Raw genomic sequence first — 18985 nt, 5'->3', positions numbered from 1 at the left:
TCAGCCATCCGCCGCTGGATCGTGACTGGGCGTCTCCTCCGGGGGTGGCACTCCCCTTGTCACCTTCGCACTGTTACGAGTAGTAAAGGCACGGTGACCGCCCGCGCCCTCACCGACGTCATCAAGGACGTGGTGCGGTACGGCCGGGATGCGCACGACGCGGGCGAGCTGGCCGAGGCCCTGGCGGAGGGCGCCCAGGAACACGGCTGGGACGGCCTGGCCTGGGGTTACGGCGCGGCCCAGCAGGTGCTCGAGGGGGTCGAGACCGAACTGAAGACGCTGGTGTCGGGCCTGCGCGCAGCGGTACCGGTTCTCGAGCGGGTACGTCAGGACCGGTCCTACCCCGAGGTGGGCGACGACCTGGAGACGATCGCCGCGCGGCTCGACGAGGCCGTCACGGCACTGGACGGCGCGGCCGCCGACGTCGACGACGCCTTGGAGCAGGCCCGACAGGTGGGCGCGGAGCACCTGGCCGAGCGGCTACAGGGTCTGGTCACGTCGTTGCTGGAGACGAGGCAGCAGTGCGGGGAGATCCAGGACGAGGTGGAGGCCGACCTCGAGGCTGCAAGGGGGCGATCCGGTCCGGCCGACGCTTCGTCCGCCCCGGCCCGAGACATCCAGCAACTGGAAGGGGACGGCCACGGCCCACAACGCCACGGCCCGGCGGTGACGGAAGACCAACTGACCGATCGCGCATTGAGGGGGATCGACCCGATGACCGGGAGCACCACCGACGGGGAAAGCGGCCGCCGACACAAGTGCGGGAGAGAAGCCACCAAGTTCACCTCGGAAGAGGCATTCGTCAAGGCCTATGACGCGATCACGGCCAGCCAGGCGTTCAGGGATGCAAGGCAACAGGACGAGGCCACCGGCATGGGGCACATCCGCGCCGAAATTCCTCTGGCGTCGGTCTACGGCCCGGACTACCGCCAGCACGTCAGAGGTGTCCGACGCAACGGCACGCGAGCCCACCCCACCGGCGACCCGCCGGGCAGCGCTCCCCCCACCATGGTCGATTTCACCGACGGCACGGTGTTCGCGGCCTTCTGGCAGGACACCGCCGGGGTCTACCGTCTGAGGACCATGTACCCGAGGCCGAAGGACTGATCGTGGCGAACGACGAGGACGTCGAAGTTTTCCTGGACTTCGCCGCGACCATGATGAACATCAACGCGCTCGGCCGGGACTGGGAGACCGAGTTCGTCGAAGCAGTCTCGCGGGTCCGGATCCCTGAGCGCCGGGAAAGCTTCCGGCGAGGCTTCGCCAAAAGCCTCACCGGCCGGCTCACTCCCGAGGAATTCGAGCGCCACACCGACTGGGACTTCGACACCGACGAGGAGTTCCGTCAAGAACTGACCGTCCTGTGGCGCCGCTTCTACGGCGACGCCGACCCCCGCGACAGCCTGACCTGACTCACTCCTTCGGCTTGTCCCCGTCCCATCGCTTCGGGTCAGCGTACCAGTCCCGGTCGGCGATGCCCTCCGTGTCAGCCCGAGACACGCTGGGGCGGGCGCGTTTCGGCTCGCCAGGCATCTTGGGGTAGTCGGGCGGGAAGGGAAGTTCGCCCAGGCCGCGCTCTTCCACGTCCTGCCGCCACAGCTCCAGGGCCGGCGCAATGTCTCCGGCGCTCTCGTGCATACCCTCCCACGGGTCGCCCCGGTCAGCCAGCAACTGAGGAACCGTGCGCACGGTAAGGGTTTTCGGGTCTACCTCGGGCAGTTCGTCCCAGCTGAGCGGGGTGGAGACGGGGGCGTGCGGCAGCGGACGGGGGCTGTAGGCGCCGGCCATCGTGCGGTCGCGGGTGCACTGGTTGAAGTCGACGAAGATGCGCTCGCCGCGCTCCTCCTTCCACCAGGCCATCGTGACCAGGTCGGGCGCCCGGCGTTCGAGCTCCCGGCCGATCCCGATGGCGGCGTGCCGGACGTCGAGGAACTCGTGCTCGGGGCGGATCGGGGTGAACACGTGGACGCCGCGGTTGCCGGAGCTCTTCACGTAGCCGGTCAGGCCCAGTTCTTTCAGCAGGTCACGCAACTGGAGGGCGGCCTGCACGGCGTCGGCGTAGTCGCGGCCGGGCTGCGGGTCGAGGTCGAGGCGCAGCTCGTCGGGGTTGTCGGTGTTGGCTGTGCGCACCGGCCAGGGGTGCAGGGTGAGGGTGTTCATCTGCACCGCCCAAACCGCGGTGGCCACCTCGTCCACCACCAGCTGCGGATGGCTGCGCCCGCTGGGGTAGGTCACCTTCACCGAGCGGGCGTAGTCCGGCACCCCGCGGGGCGGGTTCTTGGAGTAGAACCGTTCTCCGTCCACACCTTCGGGGAAGCGCTCCAGCGAGACCGGCCGGTCACCGATCGCCCGCAGCAACGCCGGGCCCACGGCGACCACGTACTCGGCCAGGTCCTTCTTGGTCAGGCCCACCTCCGGCCAGAGCACCCGGTCCGGACTGGACAACCGCACCGAACGTTCCCCGACCTCGATCTGCACCGCCGCGTTCTTGGCCGCCACCGTCGTCCTCTCGTCGGTCTGGTTCGAACTGGAGACCGTGCCGCCCCCCGGAACTAATCGCCCACGATCTTCGGCGCCTTCGACCCGACCGGCGACAACACGTCTTCCAGCCGGAAGTTCACCGGCCGCTCCAGCTGCTCGTAACCGCAGCTGTCCGGCGTGCGATCGGTACGCCAGCGCCGGAACTGGGCGGTGTGCCGGAACCGGTCGCCCTCCATCTGGTCGTACGCCACCTCCACCACCAGGTCCGGCCGCAGCGGCACGAACGACAGGTCCTTGGTCGAGTTCCAGCGCGAGACGTTGCCCGGCATCCGCTGGTGCTCGTGCGCCTGCGCCTCGGCCCACTTGCCCCACGGATGGGTGCCGAGGTCCTCCACCGCCATCCGGTACGGCTCCAGCTCCTGCACCAGCTCGGCCCGGCGGGCCATCGGGAACGACGCCGCCACGCCCACGTGCTGCAGCGACCCGTCCTCCCGGTAGAGCCCCAGCAGCAGCGAGCCGACGATCGGGCCGCTCTTGTGCCAGCGGAACCCGGCCACCACGCAGTCGGCCGTGCGGGCGTGCTTGATCTTGAACATCGAGCGCTGGTTCGGCTCGTAGGGGCCGTCCAGCGGCTTGGCCACCACCCCGTCCAGACCGGCCCCCTCGAACATCCCGAACCACTCCTGGCCGGTGTCCAGGTCGGAGGTGGCCGGGGTGCAGTAGACCGGCGCCTTCGCGGCCGACAGGGCCTCGACCAGACGGGCCCGCCGTTGCGAGAACGGCTGTTCCATCAGGTTCTCGTCGCCCAGGGCGAGCAGGTCGAAGGCGATGAACGAGGCCGGGGTCTGCTCGGACAGCAGCTGGATCCGGCTGGCCGCCGGGTGGATGCGCTGCTGGAGCACCTCGAACTGCAGCCGGTCACCGACGATGGTGACGATCTCCCCGTCCACCACACAGCGCGGTGGCAGATTCTGCCGCAGCGCCTCGACGAGTTCCGGGAAGTACCGGGTCATCGGCTTCTCGTTGCGGCTGCCCAGTTCCACCTCGTCGCCGTCGCGGAACACGATCGTCCGGAAGCCGTCCCACTTGGGTTCGACGTGACCGACATCGGGGATCTTCGGCACCGACTTGGCCAGCATCGGCTTGACCGGCGGCATCACGGGCAGGTCCATGCCGCCCATCCTGACACCGCCCGGGCCGCCACGGGCCGATTGCGACCGGTGGGCCGCAGGTGGTCGCCGCGCGGGAAACGATCGGGCAACGTCGCCGCACACGATGCTCCTCCCGTCTGCGGGCGGGCGTCCGTTGTGGTCTGCTTGGGCACATGTCCGATCCGCAGATCGCGCGGCCGGTTGACGTCGGCCTGCCCGAGCACGTCCAAGCCTGTCTCTTCGACCTGGACGGAGTGCTCACCGACACCGCCTCGGTGCACGCCTCCGCCTGGAAGGAGATGTTCGACACCTACCTGGCCGAGCGCGCCGCCCGCCTGGGCGAGCCCTTCCGGGAGTTCGACATCGCCACCGACTACGTGAAGTACGTCGACGGCAAGCGCCGGCAGGACGGCACCCGAAGCTTCCTCGCCTCCCGCGACATCGTCCTGCCCGAGGGCACCCCCGAGGACTCCGCCGACACCGAGACGGTGAACGGGCTCGGCACCCGGAAGAACAACCTGGTGCACGAGAAGATCGCGAAGGAGGGTGTCACGATCTTCGACGGCACCTTCCGCTACCTGGAGGCCGTGCGGGCCGCCGGGCTGCGCGTGGCCGTGGTCTCCTCCAGCGCCAACACCGCCGAGGTGCTGAAGGTCACCGGGATCGCCGAGTTCGTCGAGATCCGGGTGGACGCGCAGGCCGCGATCGCCGCCGGGCTGCACGGCAAGCCGGCTCCCGACACCTTCATCCACGGGGCCCGGCTGCTGGGCTTCGAGCCCGCCCAGGCCGCCGTCTTCGAGGACGCCATCGCCGGCGTCGAAGCCGGGCGTTCCGGTCAGTTCGGCATCGTCGTCGGGGTCGACCGGGTGGGCCACGCGGCCGCCCTGGCCGAGCACGGGGCCGACGTTGTGGTGACGGATCTGGCGCAACTGATAGATAACCGCGCATGAACCGCCGAGCCGCTTTCACCGTCGAGCCGTGGTGCATCCGGGAGACCGAGCTGCACCTGGACGACCTGGGGTCCACCGAATCCGTCTTCGCGCTCTCCAACGGCCACATCGGCATCCGGGGCAACCTGGACGAGGGCGAACCGCACGGCCTGCCCGGCACGTACCTGAACTCGGTCTACGAACGCCGCCCGCTGCCCTACGCAGAGGCCGGCTACGGCTACCCCGAGTCCGGTCAGACGATCATCAACGTCACCAACGGCAAGCTGATCCGCCTGCTCGTCGACGACGAGCCCTTCGACCTGCGCTACGGCCACCTGGACAAGCACGAGCGGGTGCTGGACATGCGGGCCGGCACGCTGCGCCGGGAGGTGGAGTGGCGCTCCCCCGCCGACCAGGCGGTACGGGTCACCTCCACCCGGCTGGTCTCGTTCACCCACCGCTCGGTGATGGCGATCGCCTACGAGGTCGAGCCGCTGCACGAGACCGCCCGCGTGGTGCTGCAGTCCGAACTGGTCGCCAACGAGCAACTGCCCGAGGGCGGTTCGGTCGACCCGCGCGTCGCCGCCGCCATGCACAACCCGCTGCAGGCGCTGGAGCACGACTGCAACGGCAACCGGATCACCCTGGTGCACGAGACCCGGCACAGCGGCCGCCGGGTGGCCGCGGCCGCCGAGCACGTGATCGAGGTGCCCGAGGGCGTCAAGGTCTCCACCAACTGGGGCGTGCGCCCCGACTGGGGCCGGCTCACGGTCACCGCCACCCTGAAGCCCGGCCAGAAGCTGCGGCTGATCAAGTTCGTCAGCTACGGCTGGTCGTCGCAGCGTTCCCTGCCCGCCCTGCGGGACCAGGTGGCGGCCGGTCTGACCGGCGCCATCCACACCGGCTGGGACGACCTGCTCACCGAGCAGCGGCAGTACCTGGACGAGTTCTGGGCGCGCGCCGACGTCGAGGTCGACGGTGACGAAGAGCTGCAGCAGGCGGTGCGTTTCGCGCTGTTCCACATCATCCAGGCGGGCGCCCGGGCGGAGCAGCGGCCGGTCCCGGCCAAGGGCCTGACCGGGCCCGGCTACGACGGTCACTGCTTCTGGGACACCGAGACCTTCGTCCTGCCGGTGCTGATCCACACCGCTCCCCGGGCCGCCGCCGACGCGCTGCGCTGGCGGCACAGCACGCTGCAGAAGGCCAAGGACCGCGCCGCCACGCTGGGCCTGAAGGGCGCGGCGTTCCCGTGGCGCACGATCAACGGGGACGAGTGCTCGGGCTACTGGCCGGCCGGCACCGCGGCGTTCCACATCAACGCCGACATCGCCGACGCGGTGATCCGCTACCACGGCGCCACCGAGGACGACGAGTTCGACCGCGAGATCGGCCTGCCCCTGCTGGTCGAGACCGCCCGGCTGTGGCGCTCTCTGGGCCAGTTCGACCGGGACGGCTGGTTCCGCATCGACGGGGTCACCGGGCCGGACGAGTACAGCGCGATCACCGACAACAACGTCTACACGAACCTGATGGCGCAGCGGAACCTGCGGGCCGCGGCCAACGCCGCGGCCGAGTACTCCGACGAGGCCGAGAAGCTCGAGGTCGACTCCGAGGAGATCAGCGGCTGGCGGCAGTGCGCCGACTCGATGTACATCCCGTTCGACGAGAAGCTCGGCGTGCACCCGCAGGCCGACGGCTTCACCAAGCACGCGGTGATGGACTTCGAGGCGCTCACCGAGGAGGACTACCCGCTCCTGCTCACCATGCCCTACGTCCAGCTGTACCGGATGCAGGTGGTCAAGCAGGCCGACCTGGTGCTGGCCATGCAGATGCGGGGCGACGCGTTCACCCCGGAGCAGAAGGCCGCGAACTTCGCCTACTACGAGAAGATCACGGTCCGCGACTCGTCGCTGTCGGCGTGCACCCAGTCGGTGATGGCGGCCGAGGTCGGGCACCTGGGCCTGGCGTACGACTACACCATCGAGAACGCCCTCACCGACCTGCACGACCTGCACAGCAACACCACCAACGGCCTGCACATCGCCGCGCTGGCCGGGACCTGGATGTCACTGGTCGCCGGGTTCGGTGGAATGCGCGACACGACGGGCACTCTCGCCTTCGCGCCGCGTCTTCCGGACGGTCTGGACCGGCTCGCCTTCACGATCACCCACAAGGGCCTGCGCCTGCGGGTGGAGACCGACGGCAAGCAGGCCACCTACCTGCTCAGCGATCACGAGCGCAACCCCGCCGACGAGCTCGAGATCCTGCACCACGGTGACCTTCACACCCTGAAGCTGGGCAACCCGGTGACCCTGCCGGTGCCGCCCACGCCGACCCACCCGCGGCCGTCCCAGCCGTTCGGGCGGGAGCCGATGCGCCGATAGGCGTTCGAAGGCAACCAACAACGGACGTCCACCAGCCCTCATGGGGGCTGGTGGGCGTCCGTTGTTTGTTTGAGGACGTCCACCCGCCCTCGTGCGGGACCACAGACGTCCGTTATTGGTTCGGTTTGAGGACGCCCACCCGCCCCTTGAGCGGGACCGCAGACGTCCGTTGTCGGTTCGGTTTACGGACGCCCGCCGCCCCTTGTGCGGTTCGGCGGACGTCCTGTGGTGGCTGGCTTCTCAGACCGTGATGCGGTCGATGATCAGCGGCCGGTGGTCCGGCCGGGAACCCTGCGGGGCGATCTGGTAGCCGCCCTCGAGCGCCGCCTCGGCCTGCTCGAAACGCTCGGGCGTGTCGGTGTGCAGCGTGAAAAGCGGCTCACCGGCGCGCACCTCACCACCGGGCTTGGCGTGGATCTCGACGCCCGCACCGGCCTGTACGGGGTCTTCCTTCCGCGAACGACCGGCTCCCAGACGCCAGGCGCTCATGCCCACCGCCATCGCGTCCAGGCTCACCAGCACGCCGTCGGCCGGGGCCAGCACCTGATGCGTGTGCTTGGCCGTGGGCAGCTCCGCGGACGGGTCGCCGCCCTGGGCCGCGATCATCTGGTTCCAGGCATCCATCGCCCGGCCGTCTTTCAGTACCCGCTCGGGATCGGCCGACACGCCGGCCGTCTCCAGCATCTCCTGGGCCAGGCTGATCGTCAGCTCGACCACGTCGGGCGGGCCCCCACCGGCCAGCACCTCCAGCGACTCGCGCACCTCGAGGGCGTTGCCCGCGGTCAGGCCGAGCGGCGTGGACATGTCGGTGAGCAGGGCCACCGTGTTCACCCCGGCGTCGGCCCCGAGCCGGACCATGGTCTGGGCCAGCACCCGGGCCTGCTCCTCGGTCTTCATGAACGCCCCGGAGCCCACCTTCACGTCGAGCACCAGCGCCCCGGTGCCCTCGGCGATCTTCTTGCTCATGATCGAGGAGGCGATCAGCGGCACCGCCTCGACCGTGCCGGTGACGTCGCGCAGCGCGTACATCTTGCGGTCGGCCGGGGCCAGCCCCTCACCGGCCGCGCAGATCACCCCGCCGACTTCTTCCAGCTGCCGGGTCATCTCGGCGTTGCTCAGCTTCGCCCGCCAGCCCGGGATCGACTCCAGCTTGTCCAGCGTGCCCCCGGTGTGCCCGAGCCCGCGCCCGGACAGCTGCGGCACGGCAGCGCCGCAGGCGGCCACGAGCGGGGTCAGCGGCAGGGTGATCTTGTCGCCCACCCCGCCGGTGGAGTGCTTGTCGGTGGTCGGGCGGGAGAGGCCGGAGAAGTCGAGGCGCTCACCGGAGGCGATCATCGCGGCCGTCCAGCGGGCGATCTCGGCGCTGCTCATGCCGTTCAGCAGGATCGCCATCAGCAGCGCGGACATCTGCTCGTCGGCCACCACGCCCCGGGTGTACGCGTCGACCACCCAGTCGATCTGCTCGTCGCTCAGGCGGTCACGATCGCGTTTGGCCCGGATGACGTCGACTGCGGCGAAGGGTTCGGTCATGCCGTGAGGTTAACGAAGGTGCCCGGGTGACGGCGGTTACGGACCCGTTCGGCTCTTCTGCCGGCTGCGAATCCGGTTCGGCGTCTCTTGCTGTAGTGACCGCCACCGCCACCCCCGCCCACCCGGGAAACACGACACGCCGGGCCCCCGGTTGACTCAACTGCACAACCGGTGCGGCATCCGGGTCTCAGCGGTGGGTCGGCCCCGTCGCCCGCGACAGGTCGGCCGGGCCGAAGGCGTCCGGCAGCACCTGGGTGAAGGGCACGATGCCGTGGCTGGTCTCGACCAGCAGCTCCGGACCGCCGAATTCGTACAGCAGCTGACGGCAGCGCCCGCAGGGCATCAGGTTCTCGCCGTCCGGCCCCACGCAGGTGAAGGCGATCAGGCGCCCTCCCCCACTGGCGTTCAGCGACGAGACCAGGCCGCACTCGGCGCACAGCCCCACCCCGTAGGAGGCGTTCTCGACGTTGCAGCCGGTCACGATCCGGCCGTCGTCGGTCAGCGCTGCTGCGCCTACCGGGAAGCCGGAGTAGGGCGCGTAGGCCTTCTGCATGACCATCCGGGCGGCCGCGCGCAGCGCTGCCCAGTCGATCTGCTCGGGGCCAGCGTCGCCCGCCACCCGGCCGGGGTACAGGTCCGGGTCCGCCTCGGCGGCAGCCTGCTGCTCCGGTGATGCCATGACTTACTTTCCTTCCGGCCGGTAGACCTCGCCTGAGGCCTTGGGCGGACGTAGGTGCTGGGCCGCCAGCGCCAGCACCAGCAGGGTGGTGACGTACGGCGTCATCGCGGTGATCGGGCCCGGGAGCTCGTCGGAGCTGAGGTACCACAGCAACGACAGCACGGCGAAGACCACGCCGACCCCGGCGGTGATCCACCGGCGCCGGTAGATGTTCAGCGCGGTGACCACGACCAGCAGGGCGAAGACCACCAGCAGCAGGGCGTGCACGGCGGCGGCGTTACGCAGCTGCATCGCGTCGGTGTAGCCGAACAGCCCGGCGCCCATCATCAGGCCACCCGGACGCCAGTTGCCGAAGATCATCGCGGCCAGGCCGATGTAGCCCCGGCCACCGGTCTGACCCTCGCGGTAGAGGTTCGAGGCCACGATCGCCAGGAAGCCACCGGCCAGGCCGGCCAGGCCGCCGGAGATCGCGACCGCGTAGTACTTGTACAGCCGCACCTTCACGCCCAGCGACTCGGCGGCGTGCGGGTCCTCGCCGACCGAGCGCAGCCGCAGGCCGAACGGGGTCTGCCAGAGGATCAGGTACGTGGCCAGCACCAGCAGCACCGCGACGATGGTCAGCAGCGAGACGTTGGTGAGCAGGCCCCGCAGGATGCCGGCGATGTCGGAGATCAGGAACCAGTGGTGTTCCTCGACCGGTTCCAGCAGGCCGGACAGACCGGGCACCGAGGGCTTGGGCAGCCCGGAGTTCGGCGGGGACTGCGACTCGCCGCCGCCGGGCGAGTCGGCCAGCAGTTCACCGGCCAGGTACTGGGTGGCGCCCAGCCCCAGGATGTTGATCGCCACACCGGAGACCACGTGGTCGACCCCGAAGGTGACGGTGGCCAGCGCGTGCACCAGACCGCCGAGCACACCGAAGGCGATCGCCATCAGCACCCCGGCCCAGGCCCCGTGCTGCCAGCCGATCCAGCCGGCCCCGAAGGAGCCGAGGATCATCATGCCCTCGAGACCGATGTTGACCACGCCGGCCCGCTCGGACCACAGCCCGCCCAGACCGGCCAGGCCGATCGGCACCGCCAGCATCACGGCCGCGTTGATCGTGCCCGCCGACGTGAGGTCGTCCGCGCCGGTGATCACCCGGATCAGGCTCAGCACGACCAGGCCCGCGAACGCGTACAGGGCCATCCGCCAGGGCTTGCTCAGCCCCAGCAGCGGGGCCTTCTTCTCCACCGAAGCTTCTTCCAGCGTGGTGCTCATGCCTGCGCTCCCTGCGGCTTGTTGCCGGTGCCCTCAGAGGACGGTTCACTCAGCCGGCGCCCGACCTCACGCTGCTGCGCGACGATCCGGTAGCGCCGCACCAGCTCGTAGGCGATGACCACGGACAGCACGATCACGCCCTGGGTGATCAGCACGATCTCCTTCGGCACGCCCTCCAGGTCGAGGATCTGCGAGGAGGTGTCGAGGAAGCCGAACAGCAGGGCGCCGATCGCCACGCCGATCGCGGTGTTGCGCCCCAGCAGGGCGATCGCGATCCCGGTGAAGCCGATGCCGGCCGGGAAGTCGAGCGAGTAGGTGTACGAGGCGCCGAGCAGCTGGGGCATGCCGACCAGACCGGCGATGCCGCCCGAGATCGCCATGCTGATCAGCACCATGCGCTTGACGTTGACCCCGCTGGCGACCGCGGCCTCCTCGTTGCGGCCGGTGGCGCGCAGGTCGAAACCGAAGCGGCTGCGCTCGATCACGAACCAGTAGAGGAAGCCGACCACCGCGGCCAGCACGATCAGGCCGTAGACCTGCAGCTTGGAGTCCGGCACGAGGCTGATGCCGGGCACCTGGCCGCTGGCCGGGATCGGCGGGGTGCCGATGTTGTTCGAGCCCTCCACCACCTCGGCCAGCTTGTCGCCGGTGAGCAGGTAGGCGATCAGCGCGGTGGTGATCGAGTTCAGCATGATCGTGGTGATCACCTCGCTGATCCCGCGGTACACCTTGAGCAGACCGGCGACGGCCGCCCACAGACCACCCACCAGCACGGCGACCAGCAGGATCAGCCCGACGTGGAGCACCGGCGGCAGGTTGACCGCGCCACCGACCGAGGCGGCCAGCAGGGCGGCCAGCCGGTACTGGCCGTCGACCCCGATGTTGAACAGGTTCATCCGGAAGCCGAAGGCGACGGCGAGCGCGGCGAAGTAGTAGGTGACCGCCGCGTTGATGATCAGCGTGGTGGTCCGCGGCTGCTGCGCGTACTCGATCATCTGGGTGAAGGTCTCGACCGGGTCGTTGCCCGCCGAGGCCAGCACGATCGAGGTGATCACCACCGAGAGGGCGATGGCCAGCACCGGGGCGGCCAGGGACAGCCCGATCCGGCGGGCGGTGTCGGCGTTCAAGGTGTTCACGCGGCCTCACCGGCACCCGTCATGGCGGAGCCGAGTTGTTCGGGGGTGACGGTCGAGGGGTCGACCTGGGCGACCAGTTCTCCGCGCAGGATCACCGTGAGGCTGTCGGACAGGCCGATCAGCTCGTCCAGGTCGGCACTGATCAGCAGCACCGCCAGACCCTCGGCCCGGGCGTTGCGCAGCAGGTCCCAGATCGCGGCCTGGGCACCGACGTCGACGCCGCGGGTGGGGTGCGCCGCGATCAGCAGCTTGGGGTTGCCGCTCATCTCGCGCCCGACGATCAGCTTCTGCTGGTTGCCGCCGGACAGCGAGGAGGCCAGGACGTCGATCGAGGGCGTACGGACGTCGTACTCGCCGACGATCCGTTCGGTGTCGGCTCGCGCTCCGGACCGGTTGACCAGCGGTCCGCTGGTGTTGGGGTGGCGGGTCTGGTGGCCCAGGATCCGGTTCTCCCAGAGCGGGGCCTCCAGGATCAGTCCGTGCCGGTGCCGGTCCTCGGGGATGTAGCCGATCCCGGCCTCGCGGCGGCGCCGGGTGGGCCAGCGGGTGATGTCCTCGGCGGCCAGGGTGATCGTGCCGCCGTCGACGGTGCGCATGCCCATGATCGACTCGACCAGCTCGGCCTGCCCGTTGCCCTCGACCCCGGCCAGACCCAGGACCTCGCCGGCGTGGATCGTGAGGGTCACGTCGCGCAGGAGGTGGCGCCCCTCGTCCAGGAGCTCGACGTTCTTCATCTCCAGCACCGCGCGGTCGGTGACCGTGGACTCGCTGGTCTGCGGAGAGGGAAGTTCGCTGCCGACCATCAGCTCGGCGAGCTGCCGGGAGCTGACCGTCTTCGGGTCGGCGGTGGCCACCGTGGTGCCGCGCCGGATGACGGTGATGTCGTCGGCGACCGAACGCACCTCGTCGAGCTTGTGCGAGATGAAGATGATCGACAGGCCCTGGCCCTTGAGCACCTGCAGGGCCTCGAAGAGCGCCTCGACCTCCTGCGGCACCAGCACGGCGGTGGGCTCGTCGAGCACCAGCACGCGGGCCCCGCGGTAGAGCACCTTGATGATCTCGACCCGCTGCCGGTCGCCCACGCCGAGGCGCTCGACCAGCACGTCCGGGTCGACCTGGAGGCCGTACTGCTCACCGATCTCGCGGATCTTCGCCCGGGCGGCCGCGCGGTTCAGGCCGAAGCCGCCCCAGCGCTTAGGCTCGGCACCGAGGACGATGTTCTCCAGCACGGTGAGGTTGTCGGCCAGCATGAAGTGCTGGTGCACCATGCCCACGCCGCGGGCGATCGCGTCGGACGGGCTGTGCAGGACGACCTGCTCGCCGTTCAGCGCGATCGTGCCCTCGTCCGGCTTGTGCATGCCGTACAGGGTCTTCATCAGCGTGGACTTGCCGGCGCCGTTCTCACCGACCACCGCGTGCACCGTGCCGGGCATGACCCGCAGGTTCACGTCGCGGTTGGCGACCACCCCGGGGAACCGCTTGGTGATCCCCGTGAGTTCGACCGCGGGGACACCGCCGGACTGCGACTCGGGCTTCAACGGCACACCTTCTTCACCCACTGCTGGACTTCCGTTTCCAGTTGAGACACCGGACCGCCGTTCCACCCGTCGGACGGGTGGAACGGCGGCCAGGTTAGTACCAGGGCAGAGGTTACGGCTTGGCCGAGACCTTGACGTCGCCGCTGATGATCTGCTCCTTGAGCTCGTCCGCCTTGGCGGTGAACGGCTCGATCGCGGCCTCGTTGGACACCGAGTAGGCCACGCCCTCGTCCGAGAGGTCGAACCGCTGCACGCCGGTGAGCACGCTGCCGTCGACCGAGGACTTCACGAAGTCGTAGACCGCGGTGTCGACCCGCTTGAGCATCGACGTGAGGATGACGTCCTTCACGTCGGCCTCGGCGGTGAGGTACTGGTCGGAGTCGACCCCGATGGCCCAGTTGCCCTCGCCGGCGGCCTTGACCGCCTTGAACACACCGCCACCGGAACCACCGGCAGCCGCGTAGATGACGTCCGCACCGGCGTCGAGCATGCCCTGGGCCGTGGTCTCACCCTTGTCGGGCGCGGCGAAACCGCTGAAGTCCGGCGGCTGGCTCAGGTACTTGACCTGGACCTCGATGTCCTTGTTCACGGCCGCGGCGCCCTGCTTGAAACCGGCCTCGAACTTCTGCAGCAGCGGGGTGTTCACGCCGCCGACGAAGCCGACGTTGCCCTTCTTCGAGGCCTCGGCGGCGATCGCGCCGACCAGGTAGGAGCCCTGCTCCTCGGCGAAGACCAGCGAGGTGACGTTCGGGACGTCCTTCAGGGTCTCGTCGTCGATGATCGCGAACTGGGTGTCCGGGAACTCCTCGGCGACCTTGGCCATCGAGGTGGCGTAGGCGAAGCCGACACCGATCACCGGGTTGAACCCACCGTCGGCGAGCAGGCGCAGGCGCTCCTCGCGGGCCGCGTCGGTCTCACCGTTGGTGGCCTCGAGCTCCTTGACCTCGACACCGAACTCGTCCTTGGCCTTGTCCAGGCCCGTCGCGGCCGAGTCGTTGAAGGACTGGTCACCCCGGCCACCCACGTCGTAGGCCAGACCCACCTTGACGTCGGACGTGGCGCCGCCGCCACCACCCGCGTCGGTGTCGGTGTCAGAGTCGCTGTCACCGCAGGCGGCGAGGGCGAAAGTCGCGGCCGCTGCCACCGCGACCAGTTTGGTCACCCGGCGCACAGGTGCCTCCTTCATGGGATCACTACTGGGTCGAACCGGGAGTTGCCGGGACATGACTGCCAGGACAACTGCGCCGGTCCCGGCCCTGTCGGGCCGGTGTCACGGCGACCATAGCCCCTCATCAGAGCGGTTTTACGACCGAGCACCGTTCGGTGGCCGGATCGTGACCACGGAAATCTGATCGTCATTGACCCGCGCGGCCGAAAGGATGACGGCCGCGGGCCAGAATCGGGCAGTCGGTGCTACACATGAACAAACTGCCCAAGAGCGACACTTCGTTCATAGGTAGAGCACGATCAGACCGAGAACAGGTCCCGCACCGCAGCGCCGGCGAGGAACGTGGCCCCCACCCCGATCGCCCGCTCGTCCACGTCGAAGTCGGGCCGGTGCAGGTCGTAGGTGGGCCCGCCGGGCACCCGGGTGCCGAGCCGGACCATCGCGCCGGGCACCTTCTCGAGGATCCAGGCGAAGTCCTCCCCACCCAGGCTCTGCGGGGTGAGGACCAGTGCGTCCTCGCCGAGCTCGGCCTTCACCGCGGCCTCGGCGATGGCCACCGCCTCGGCGTCGTTCACCGTGGGCGGCACCCCGCGCTGGTAGCTGACCTCGGCCTTGACCCCGTAGGGCTGCACCACCTGCTGGATCGTGTCGGTGATGATCGAGCCGGCCACCGTCCAGACCGCACTGTCGAGGCAGCGGAACGTGCCCGCCACCTCGCCGCTGCTGGGGATCGCGTTCATCGCCACGCCCGCGCTGATCCGGCCCCAGACCATCGAGGCGCCGGCGCGCGGGTCGAGCCGCCGCGACAGCGCTGCCGGCACGCCGCGGACCACCTCGGCCAGGGCGAACACCACGTCCTGGGTGAGGTGCGGGCGTGAGGTGTGCCCGCCCTGCCCGGTCAGCTGGACGCTGATGTGGTCGGCGGCCGCGGTGATCGGGCCCACCCGGGAGCCGACGAAGCCCACGTCGGTGTGCGGGTCGCAGTGCAGTGCGTAGGCCCGGGTGACCTCGTCGAAGATCCCGTCGCCGAGCACCTTCAGCGCTCCGCCGGGCATCTTCTCCTCGGCCGGCTGGAACACCATGCGTACCCGGCCGGGCAGCGGCCGGCGCTCGTGCAGGTCGGCCAGCGCGAGCGCGGCGCCCAGCGCAGCCGTGGTGTGCACGTCGTGACCACAGGCGTGAGTGGCACCCTCGTTCACCGAGGCCCACGGACGTCCACAGGCATCTTTCATCGGCAATGCGTCGAGGTCGGCGCGCAGGGCGACCGTGCGACCCGGGCCACCGATGTCGCACCACAGCCCGGTGCCACCCGGGAGCCGTTGCGGGTCGAGCCCGGCCTTGGCGAGCCGGTCGAACACCAGCCCGGTGGTTCGCATCTCCTGGAAACCGAGCTCCGGATGCGTGTGGATGTCCCGGCGCACGTCGATGAGCTCTTCGGCATACGCCGCTACCAGGGGAGCGACTTCGGGAATGTTCACGATCCCGCGAGCATAGACCTGCACGGTGTGATTTCTTGCACCCGGACGGAGTACGGCAACTATTTAACGAGCCGTTCGCAGAAGTGCACTGCACAGGGTCAGCCCGGGCCCGAAAGCCATGGCCACCACCGGCTCCCCGGCCTGCAGCCGGCGTTGCTCGCGGATCCGGGCGAGCACCATCAGAACCGTCGCCGAAGAGCAGTTCCCGTACCGGTCGAGGATCTCCCGGCTGGCGGCGGCCTGGTCGTCGCTGAGCTTGAGCCGTTCGGCGACCACCTCCACGATCCGCCGGCCACCCGGGTGCACCGCCCAGCCGGCCACGTCGCCCACCGAGTAACCGAACGGCGTGATCAGCTCGGCGGTGGCCTCCTCGACCTGCCCGGCCAGCACGTCCGGCACCTTGGGCGAGAGCCCCATCCGGAACCCGTGGGCAGTTACGTCCCACGTCATCAGCTCTTCCGTGCCGGGCACGGTGGCCGCGGTGGTGTGCAGCAGTTCCAGCCCGGGAGCGTCGGGCTCGAGCACCACGGCGGCCGCGGCGTCGGCGAACAGCGCGTGCGAGACCACCGTCTGCAGGTCCGAGGGGTCGTTCGAGGGCTGACGGTGCAGGCTGGTCAGCTCCACGCAGAGCATCACCGCGGGCAGGCCCTGGGCGCGCACGAAGTCGGCGGCCGCGTTGAGGCCGGGAATCGCTGCGTAGCAACCCATGTGGCCGACGATCAGCCGGCGCACACCCGGATCCATCCCCAGGTCCTCGGCGATCTTGATGTCCAGCCCGGGGGTGGCGTAGCCGGTGCAGGAGACCACCACGAAGAGCCCGATCTCGTCCGCTGTCCGCCCGGCGTCGGCCAGGGCCGCCGTCACCGCCGCCCCGCCCAGCTTGCGGCCCTCGGTGACGTAGCGACGCATCCGGTCGCCGGTGCTCCAGCCGCTGACGTCGGTCTCGCGCGGGTCGACCACGGCGTGCCGGGTGGTGATGCCGGCCCGCAGGAAGATCTGCCGGGCCACCCGGTCACCGTTCAGCTGCCCGGCGAAGGCGTCTTCCCAGATCTCCTTCTGCGCAACCGGTTCCGGTACGGCCTGACCGTGCCCGGTGATCATCGCCCGGTGACCACCGACCAGAGGACGTCCGTCCTGGGTGCCGCTCACGCGGCGTCCTTGCTTGCGGTCGCCTGATAGACCATCGCCACCGACCCGGTCGGCCGCATCGTCACGTCGCTGCGCCGGCGGGCCAGCCAGGCCAGGTACTGGCCGATGTCCGGGCGCAGGCCGACCGGCGGGTGCATCCGCACGCCGTGCCGGGCCAGCAGGTCTTTGAGGACGACCGGGGAGACCAGGAGCCGCGGGTCGTGGACGCCGGGTGGCGGGCCTCCGGGCAGTCGCTCGGCGATCCGCACCATCGCGATCCGGCACAGCCAGGTGTCGTTGAGGGTGTCGACGACGAGGGTGCCGCCCGGGGCCAGCACCCGGCTGATCTCGGCCACCGCCGAGGGCAGGTCGGGCAGGTGCTCGAGCACCTCGCCGGCCACCACGCAGGCGAACGACGAGTCGGCGAAGGGCAGCCGGAGGACATCGGCGGCCGCCACCCCCACCCCGTGGGCGCGGGCCTGGTGCAGCGCCGGGCGCGACAGGTCCACCCCGACGTGGGCCCATCCGGACAGCGGCCCGGTGAGGTGCGGCTGCAGCAACCCGGCACCGCAGGCCACGTCGAGCAGCGGTGCCCCCGGCCGGGGCGGGGCCGGGATCAGCCCGGCCCGCGCCCGGGCCAGCCAGTGCAGCGCCGCGAACCTTCCGTGCGGAGGCCACCACTCGTCGGTGAGGTCGTCGTACTGAGCCGGGTCGTTCCGGACCCGCTGCCCCACGCGTGACGACATGCCGCTCCTAGGTGTCGATTACCGCATCACCTAGGAATTGACTCACGACAGACCCGATCGGGCATTACTAAATGCGTCAGCGGAGATCGTGCCGGCCCAGCTCGGTCAGTGTCTCGACCACCTTCTTGACGTCCTGGGCCCACTCCCGGGTGGTCACCAGCACCGCGGACGGGGTGTCGATGACCACCACGTCCTTCAGCCCGAGCACCGCCACCAGCCGCTCACCGGCCGGCACCGCGATCCCGGAGGAGTCCACGTCGAGCACCTGCGCGGCGTCGCCGACCACCTTCAGGGCCGCGTCGCCGGGCAGCAGGGCGGCCAGCGAGGCCCAGTCGCCGATGTCGTCCCAGCCCAGTGCGGCCGGCACCACGGCCACCCGGCCGGCCGCGGCGGCGGGCTCGGCGATCGCGTAGTCGATCGCCACCTTCTCGAGCTGCGGCCACAGCCGGTCGACCACCGTGTCGCGCTCGGGGGTGTCCCACGCCTCGGCGATCCGGATCACCCCGGCGTACAGCTCCGGGCGGTTGCGCTCCAGCTCGGCCAGCAGCACGTCGGCCCGGGCCACGAACATCCCGGCGTTCCAGCGGTACCCGCCCTCCTCGAGGTAACGGGTGGCGGTGTCGGCGTCGGGCTTCTCCACGAAGCACTCGACCTTGCACGCGGAGGGCGCCTCGGCCAGCCCGAGCGACTCCCCGACCTGGATGTAGCCGAACGCGGTGGAGGCGTGGTCGGGCTCGATGCCCAGGGTGACGATCCGCCCGTCGCGGGCCACCGCCACCGCCTCGGCCACCGCACCCTCGAACCCGGTGGAGTTACGGATCACGTGGTCGGCCGCGAACGAGCCGATCACCGCCTCCGGGTCGCGCTGCGCGATCACCGCGGTGGCCAGGCAGATGGCCGCTGCGGAGTCGCGCGGGGTGGGCTCGGTGAGCAGGTTGGCCGCCTGCAGACCGGGCAGCTGGCCGGTGACCGCCTCGGCGTGGGCGGTACCGGTGACCACGGTGATCCCGCCCGGACCGGCCAGCGGGACCAGCCGGTCCCAGGTCTGCTGCAGCAGGGTGCGGCCGGAGCCGGTGAGGTCCAGCAGGAACTTGGGCCTGGCCTGGCGGGAGAGCGGCCATAACCGGGTGCCGGCCCCGCCGGCGGGCACGATGGCATAGAACCCGGGCAGAGCGGCAGACGATTCACGCGCTTGGTCAGTCACCCGCCCAACCGTAGGGCCACGGCCTGCCTCTCTGTGACGAACTCGGCGGAACAGCACCCGATGAGCCCGACTTCACCCACCGGCCGTCACGGCCGGCGCCCGGGGATCGACGGTCCGCGACGACCGCTCGTCCCGAAGGTGAACACGCCTCGCCGGTAGCTGTTCACCTCGGCCAC

At 70.2% G+C, this 18985-nt stretch carries 16 protein-coding genes; 4 read left to right on the top strand and 12 right to left on the bottom strand.

Annotated elements, in window-relative coordinates:
- Window positions 1-93: 93 nt before the first annotated feature.
- Both LWF15_RS14900 and LWF15_RS14895 read left to right on the top strand, forming a co-directional pair.
- A complete protein-coding gene (locus tag LWF15_RS14900) occupies window positions 94-1107 on the top strand; it encodes a hypothetical protein (protein ID WP_232811398.1) in 1014 nt (337 codons plus the stop codon).
- A 2-nt stretch (window positions 1108-1109) separates the two neighbouring features.
- Window positions 1110-1412: a hypothetical protein gene (locus LWF15_RS14895; protein WP_232811397.1), complete on the top strand. Its 303-nt coding sequence runs from the start codon at window positions 1110-1112 to the stop codon at window positions 1410-1412.
- A gap of 1 nt (window position 1413) precedes the next feature.
- Here the strand turns inward: LWF15_RS14895 and ligD are convergent, their stop codons facing one another.
- Window positions 1414-2499 (bottom strand): non-homologous end-joining DNA ligase, encoded by a 1086-nt coding sequence (ligD, locus tag LWF15_RS14890; protein ID WP_232811396.1) that lies wholly within the window; start codon window positions 2497-2499, stop codon window positions 1414-1416.
- A gap of 53 nt (window positions 2500-2552) precedes the next feature.
- Window positions 2553-3653, bottom strand: a complete 1101-nt coding sequence (locus tag LWF15_RS14885; RefSeq protein WP_232811395.1) for an ATP-dependent DNA ligase — start codon at window positions 3651-3653, stop codon at window positions 2553-2555.
- A 152-nt stretch (window positions 3654-3805) separates the two neighbouring features.
- Between LWF15_RS14885 and LWF15_RS14880 the strand changes: the two genes are divergently transcribed.
- Together LWF15_RS14880 and LWF15_RS14875 are read left to right on the top strand one after the other, a co-directional pair.
- A complete protein-coding gene (locus tag LWF15_RS14880; protein ID WP_232811394.1) occupies window positions 3806-4582 on the top strand; it encodes a beta-phosphoglucomutase family hydrolase in 777 nt (258 codons plus the stop codon).
- Window positions 4579-6945, top strand: a complete 2367-nt coding sequence (locus LWF15_RS14875) for a glycoside hydrolase family 65 protein (protein WP_232811393.1) — start codon at window positions 4579-4581, stop codon at window positions 6943-6945. The genes LWF15_RS14880 and LWF15_RS14875 overlap by 4 nt, the downstream gene beginning before the upstream one ends.
- 240 nt (window positions 6946-7185) lie before the next feature.
- On the opposite strand, the gene LWF15_RS14870 is transcribed toward LWF15_RS14875, so the two are convergent.
- The 10 genes from LWF15_RS14870 to LWF15_RS14825 form a co-directional block, all read right to left on the bottom strand.
- A complete protein-coding gene (locus LWF15_RS14870) occupies window positions 7186-8475 on the bottom strand; it encodes a thymidine phosphorylase (protein WP_232811392.1) in 1290 nt (429 codons plus the stop codon).
- Between the two features lie 187 nt (window positions 8476-8662).
- Window positions 8663-9034 (bottom strand): cytidine deaminase, encoded by a 372-nt coding sequence (locus LWF15_RS14865; RefSeq protein WP_408623291.1) that lies wholly within the window; start codon window positions 9032-9034, stop codon window positions 8663-8665.
- 123 nt (window positions 9035-9157) lie between these two features.
- On the bottom strand, window positions 9158-10411 hold the full coding sequence (locus tag LWF15_RS14860) for an ABC transporter permease (protein ID WP_232811390.1): 1254 nt from the start codon (window positions 10409-10411) through the stop codon (window positions 9158-9160).
- On the bottom strand, window positions 10408-11547 hold the full coding sequence (locus tag LWF15_RS14855; protein ID WP_232811389.1) for an ABC transporter permease: 1140 nt from the start codon (window positions 11545-11547) through the stop codon (window positions 10408-10410). Before LWF15_RS14855 ends, LWF15_RS14860 begins: the two co-directional genes overlap by 4 nt.
- Window positions 11544-13106: an ABC transporter ATP-binding protein gene (locus tag LWF15_RS14850; RefSeq protein ID WP_408623264.1), complete on the bottom strand. Its 1563-nt coding sequence runs from the start codon at window positions 13104-13106 to the stop codon at window positions 11544-11546. The genes LWF15_RS14855 and LWF15_RS14850 overlap by 4 nt, the downstream gene beginning before the upstream one ends.
- 91 nt (window positions 13107-13197) lie before the next feature.
- Window positions 13198-14271 carry a BMP family lipoprotein gene (locus tag LWF15_RS14845; protein ID WP_232811387.1) on the bottom strand — a complete coding sequence of 358 codons (1074 nt, stop codon included), beginning with the start codon at window positions 14269-14271 and terminating at the stop codon, window positions 13198-13200.
- A gap of 281 nt (window positions 14272-14552) precedes the next feature.
- Window positions 14553-15731, bottom strand: a complete 1179-nt coding sequence (locus LWF15_RS14840) for an amidohydrolase (protein WP_232811386.1) — start codon at window positions 15729-15731, stop codon at window positions 14553-14555.
- A gap of 63 nt (window positions 15732-15794) precedes the next feature.
- Window positions 15795-16880 (bottom strand): type III polyketide synthase, encoded by a 1086-nt coding sequence (locus LWF15_RS14835; RefSeq protein ID WP_232811385.1) that lies wholly within the window; start codon window positions 16878-16880, stop codon window positions 15795-15797.
- Window positions 16877-17605 carry a methyltransferase domain-containing protein gene (locus LWF15_RS14830; protein ID WP_232811384.1) on the bottom strand — a complete coding sequence of 243 codons (729 nt, stop codon included), beginning with the start codon at window positions 17603-17605 and terminating at the stop codon, window positions 16877-16879. Before LWF15_RS14830 ends, LWF15_RS14835 begins: the two co-directional genes overlap by 4 nt.
- 76 nt (window positions 17606-17681) lie before the next feature.
- Window positions 17682-18809 (bottom strand): mannose-1-phosphate guanylyltransferase, encoded by a 1128-nt coding sequence (locus LWF15_RS14825; RefSeq protein ID WP_232811383.1) that lies wholly within the window; start codon window positions 18807-18809, stop codon window positions 17682-17684.
- Window positions 18810-18985: the final 176 nt, after the last annotated feature.

The organism is Kineosporia rhizophila (genome assembly GCF_021277265.1).
Classification (GTDB): domain Bacteria; phylum Actinomycetota; class Actinomycetes; order Actinomycetales; family Kineosporiaceae; genus Kineosporia; species Kineosporia rhizophila.
This window is presented reverse-complemented; position numbering and strand designations above follow the sequence as displayed.

Excerpts from the sequence above, each read along its gene's own strand:
- LWF15_RS14885 (WP_232811395.1), bottom strand. The coding sequence starts at position 3,653 with ATGGACCTGCCCGTGATGCCGCCGGTCAAGCCGATGCTGGCCAAGTCG.
- LWF15_RS14880 (WP_232811394.1), top strand. The coding sequence starts at position 3,806 with ATGTCCGATCCGCAGATCGCGCGGCCGGTTGACGTCGGCCTGCCCGAG.
- LWF15_RS14875 (WP_232811393.1), top strand. The coding sequence starts at position 4,579 with ATGAACCGCCGAGCCGCTTTCACCGTCGAGCCGTGGTGCATCCGGGAG.
- LWF15_RS14870 (WP_232811392.1), bottom strand. The coding sequence starts at position 8,475 with ATGACCGAACCCTTCGCCGCAGTCGACGTCATCCGGGCCAAACGCGAT.
- LWF15_RS14865 (WP_408623291.1), bottom strand. The coding sequence starts at position 9,034 with ATGGTCATGCAGAAGGCCTACGCGCCCTACTCCGGCTTCCCGGTAGGC.
- LWF15_RS14860 (WP_232811390.1), bottom strand. The coding sequence starts at position 10,411 with ATGAGCACCACGCTGGAAGAAGCTTCGGTGGAGAAGAAGGCCCCGCTG.
- LWF15_RS14845 (WP_232811387.1), bottom strand. The coding sequence starts at position 14,271 with ATGAAGGAGGCACCTGTGCGCCGGGTGACCAAACTGGTCGCGGTGGCA.
- LWF15_RS14830 (WP_232811384.1), bottom strand. The coding sequence starts at position 17,605 with ATGTCGTCACGCGTGGGGCAGCGGGTCCGGAACGACCCGGCTCAGTAC.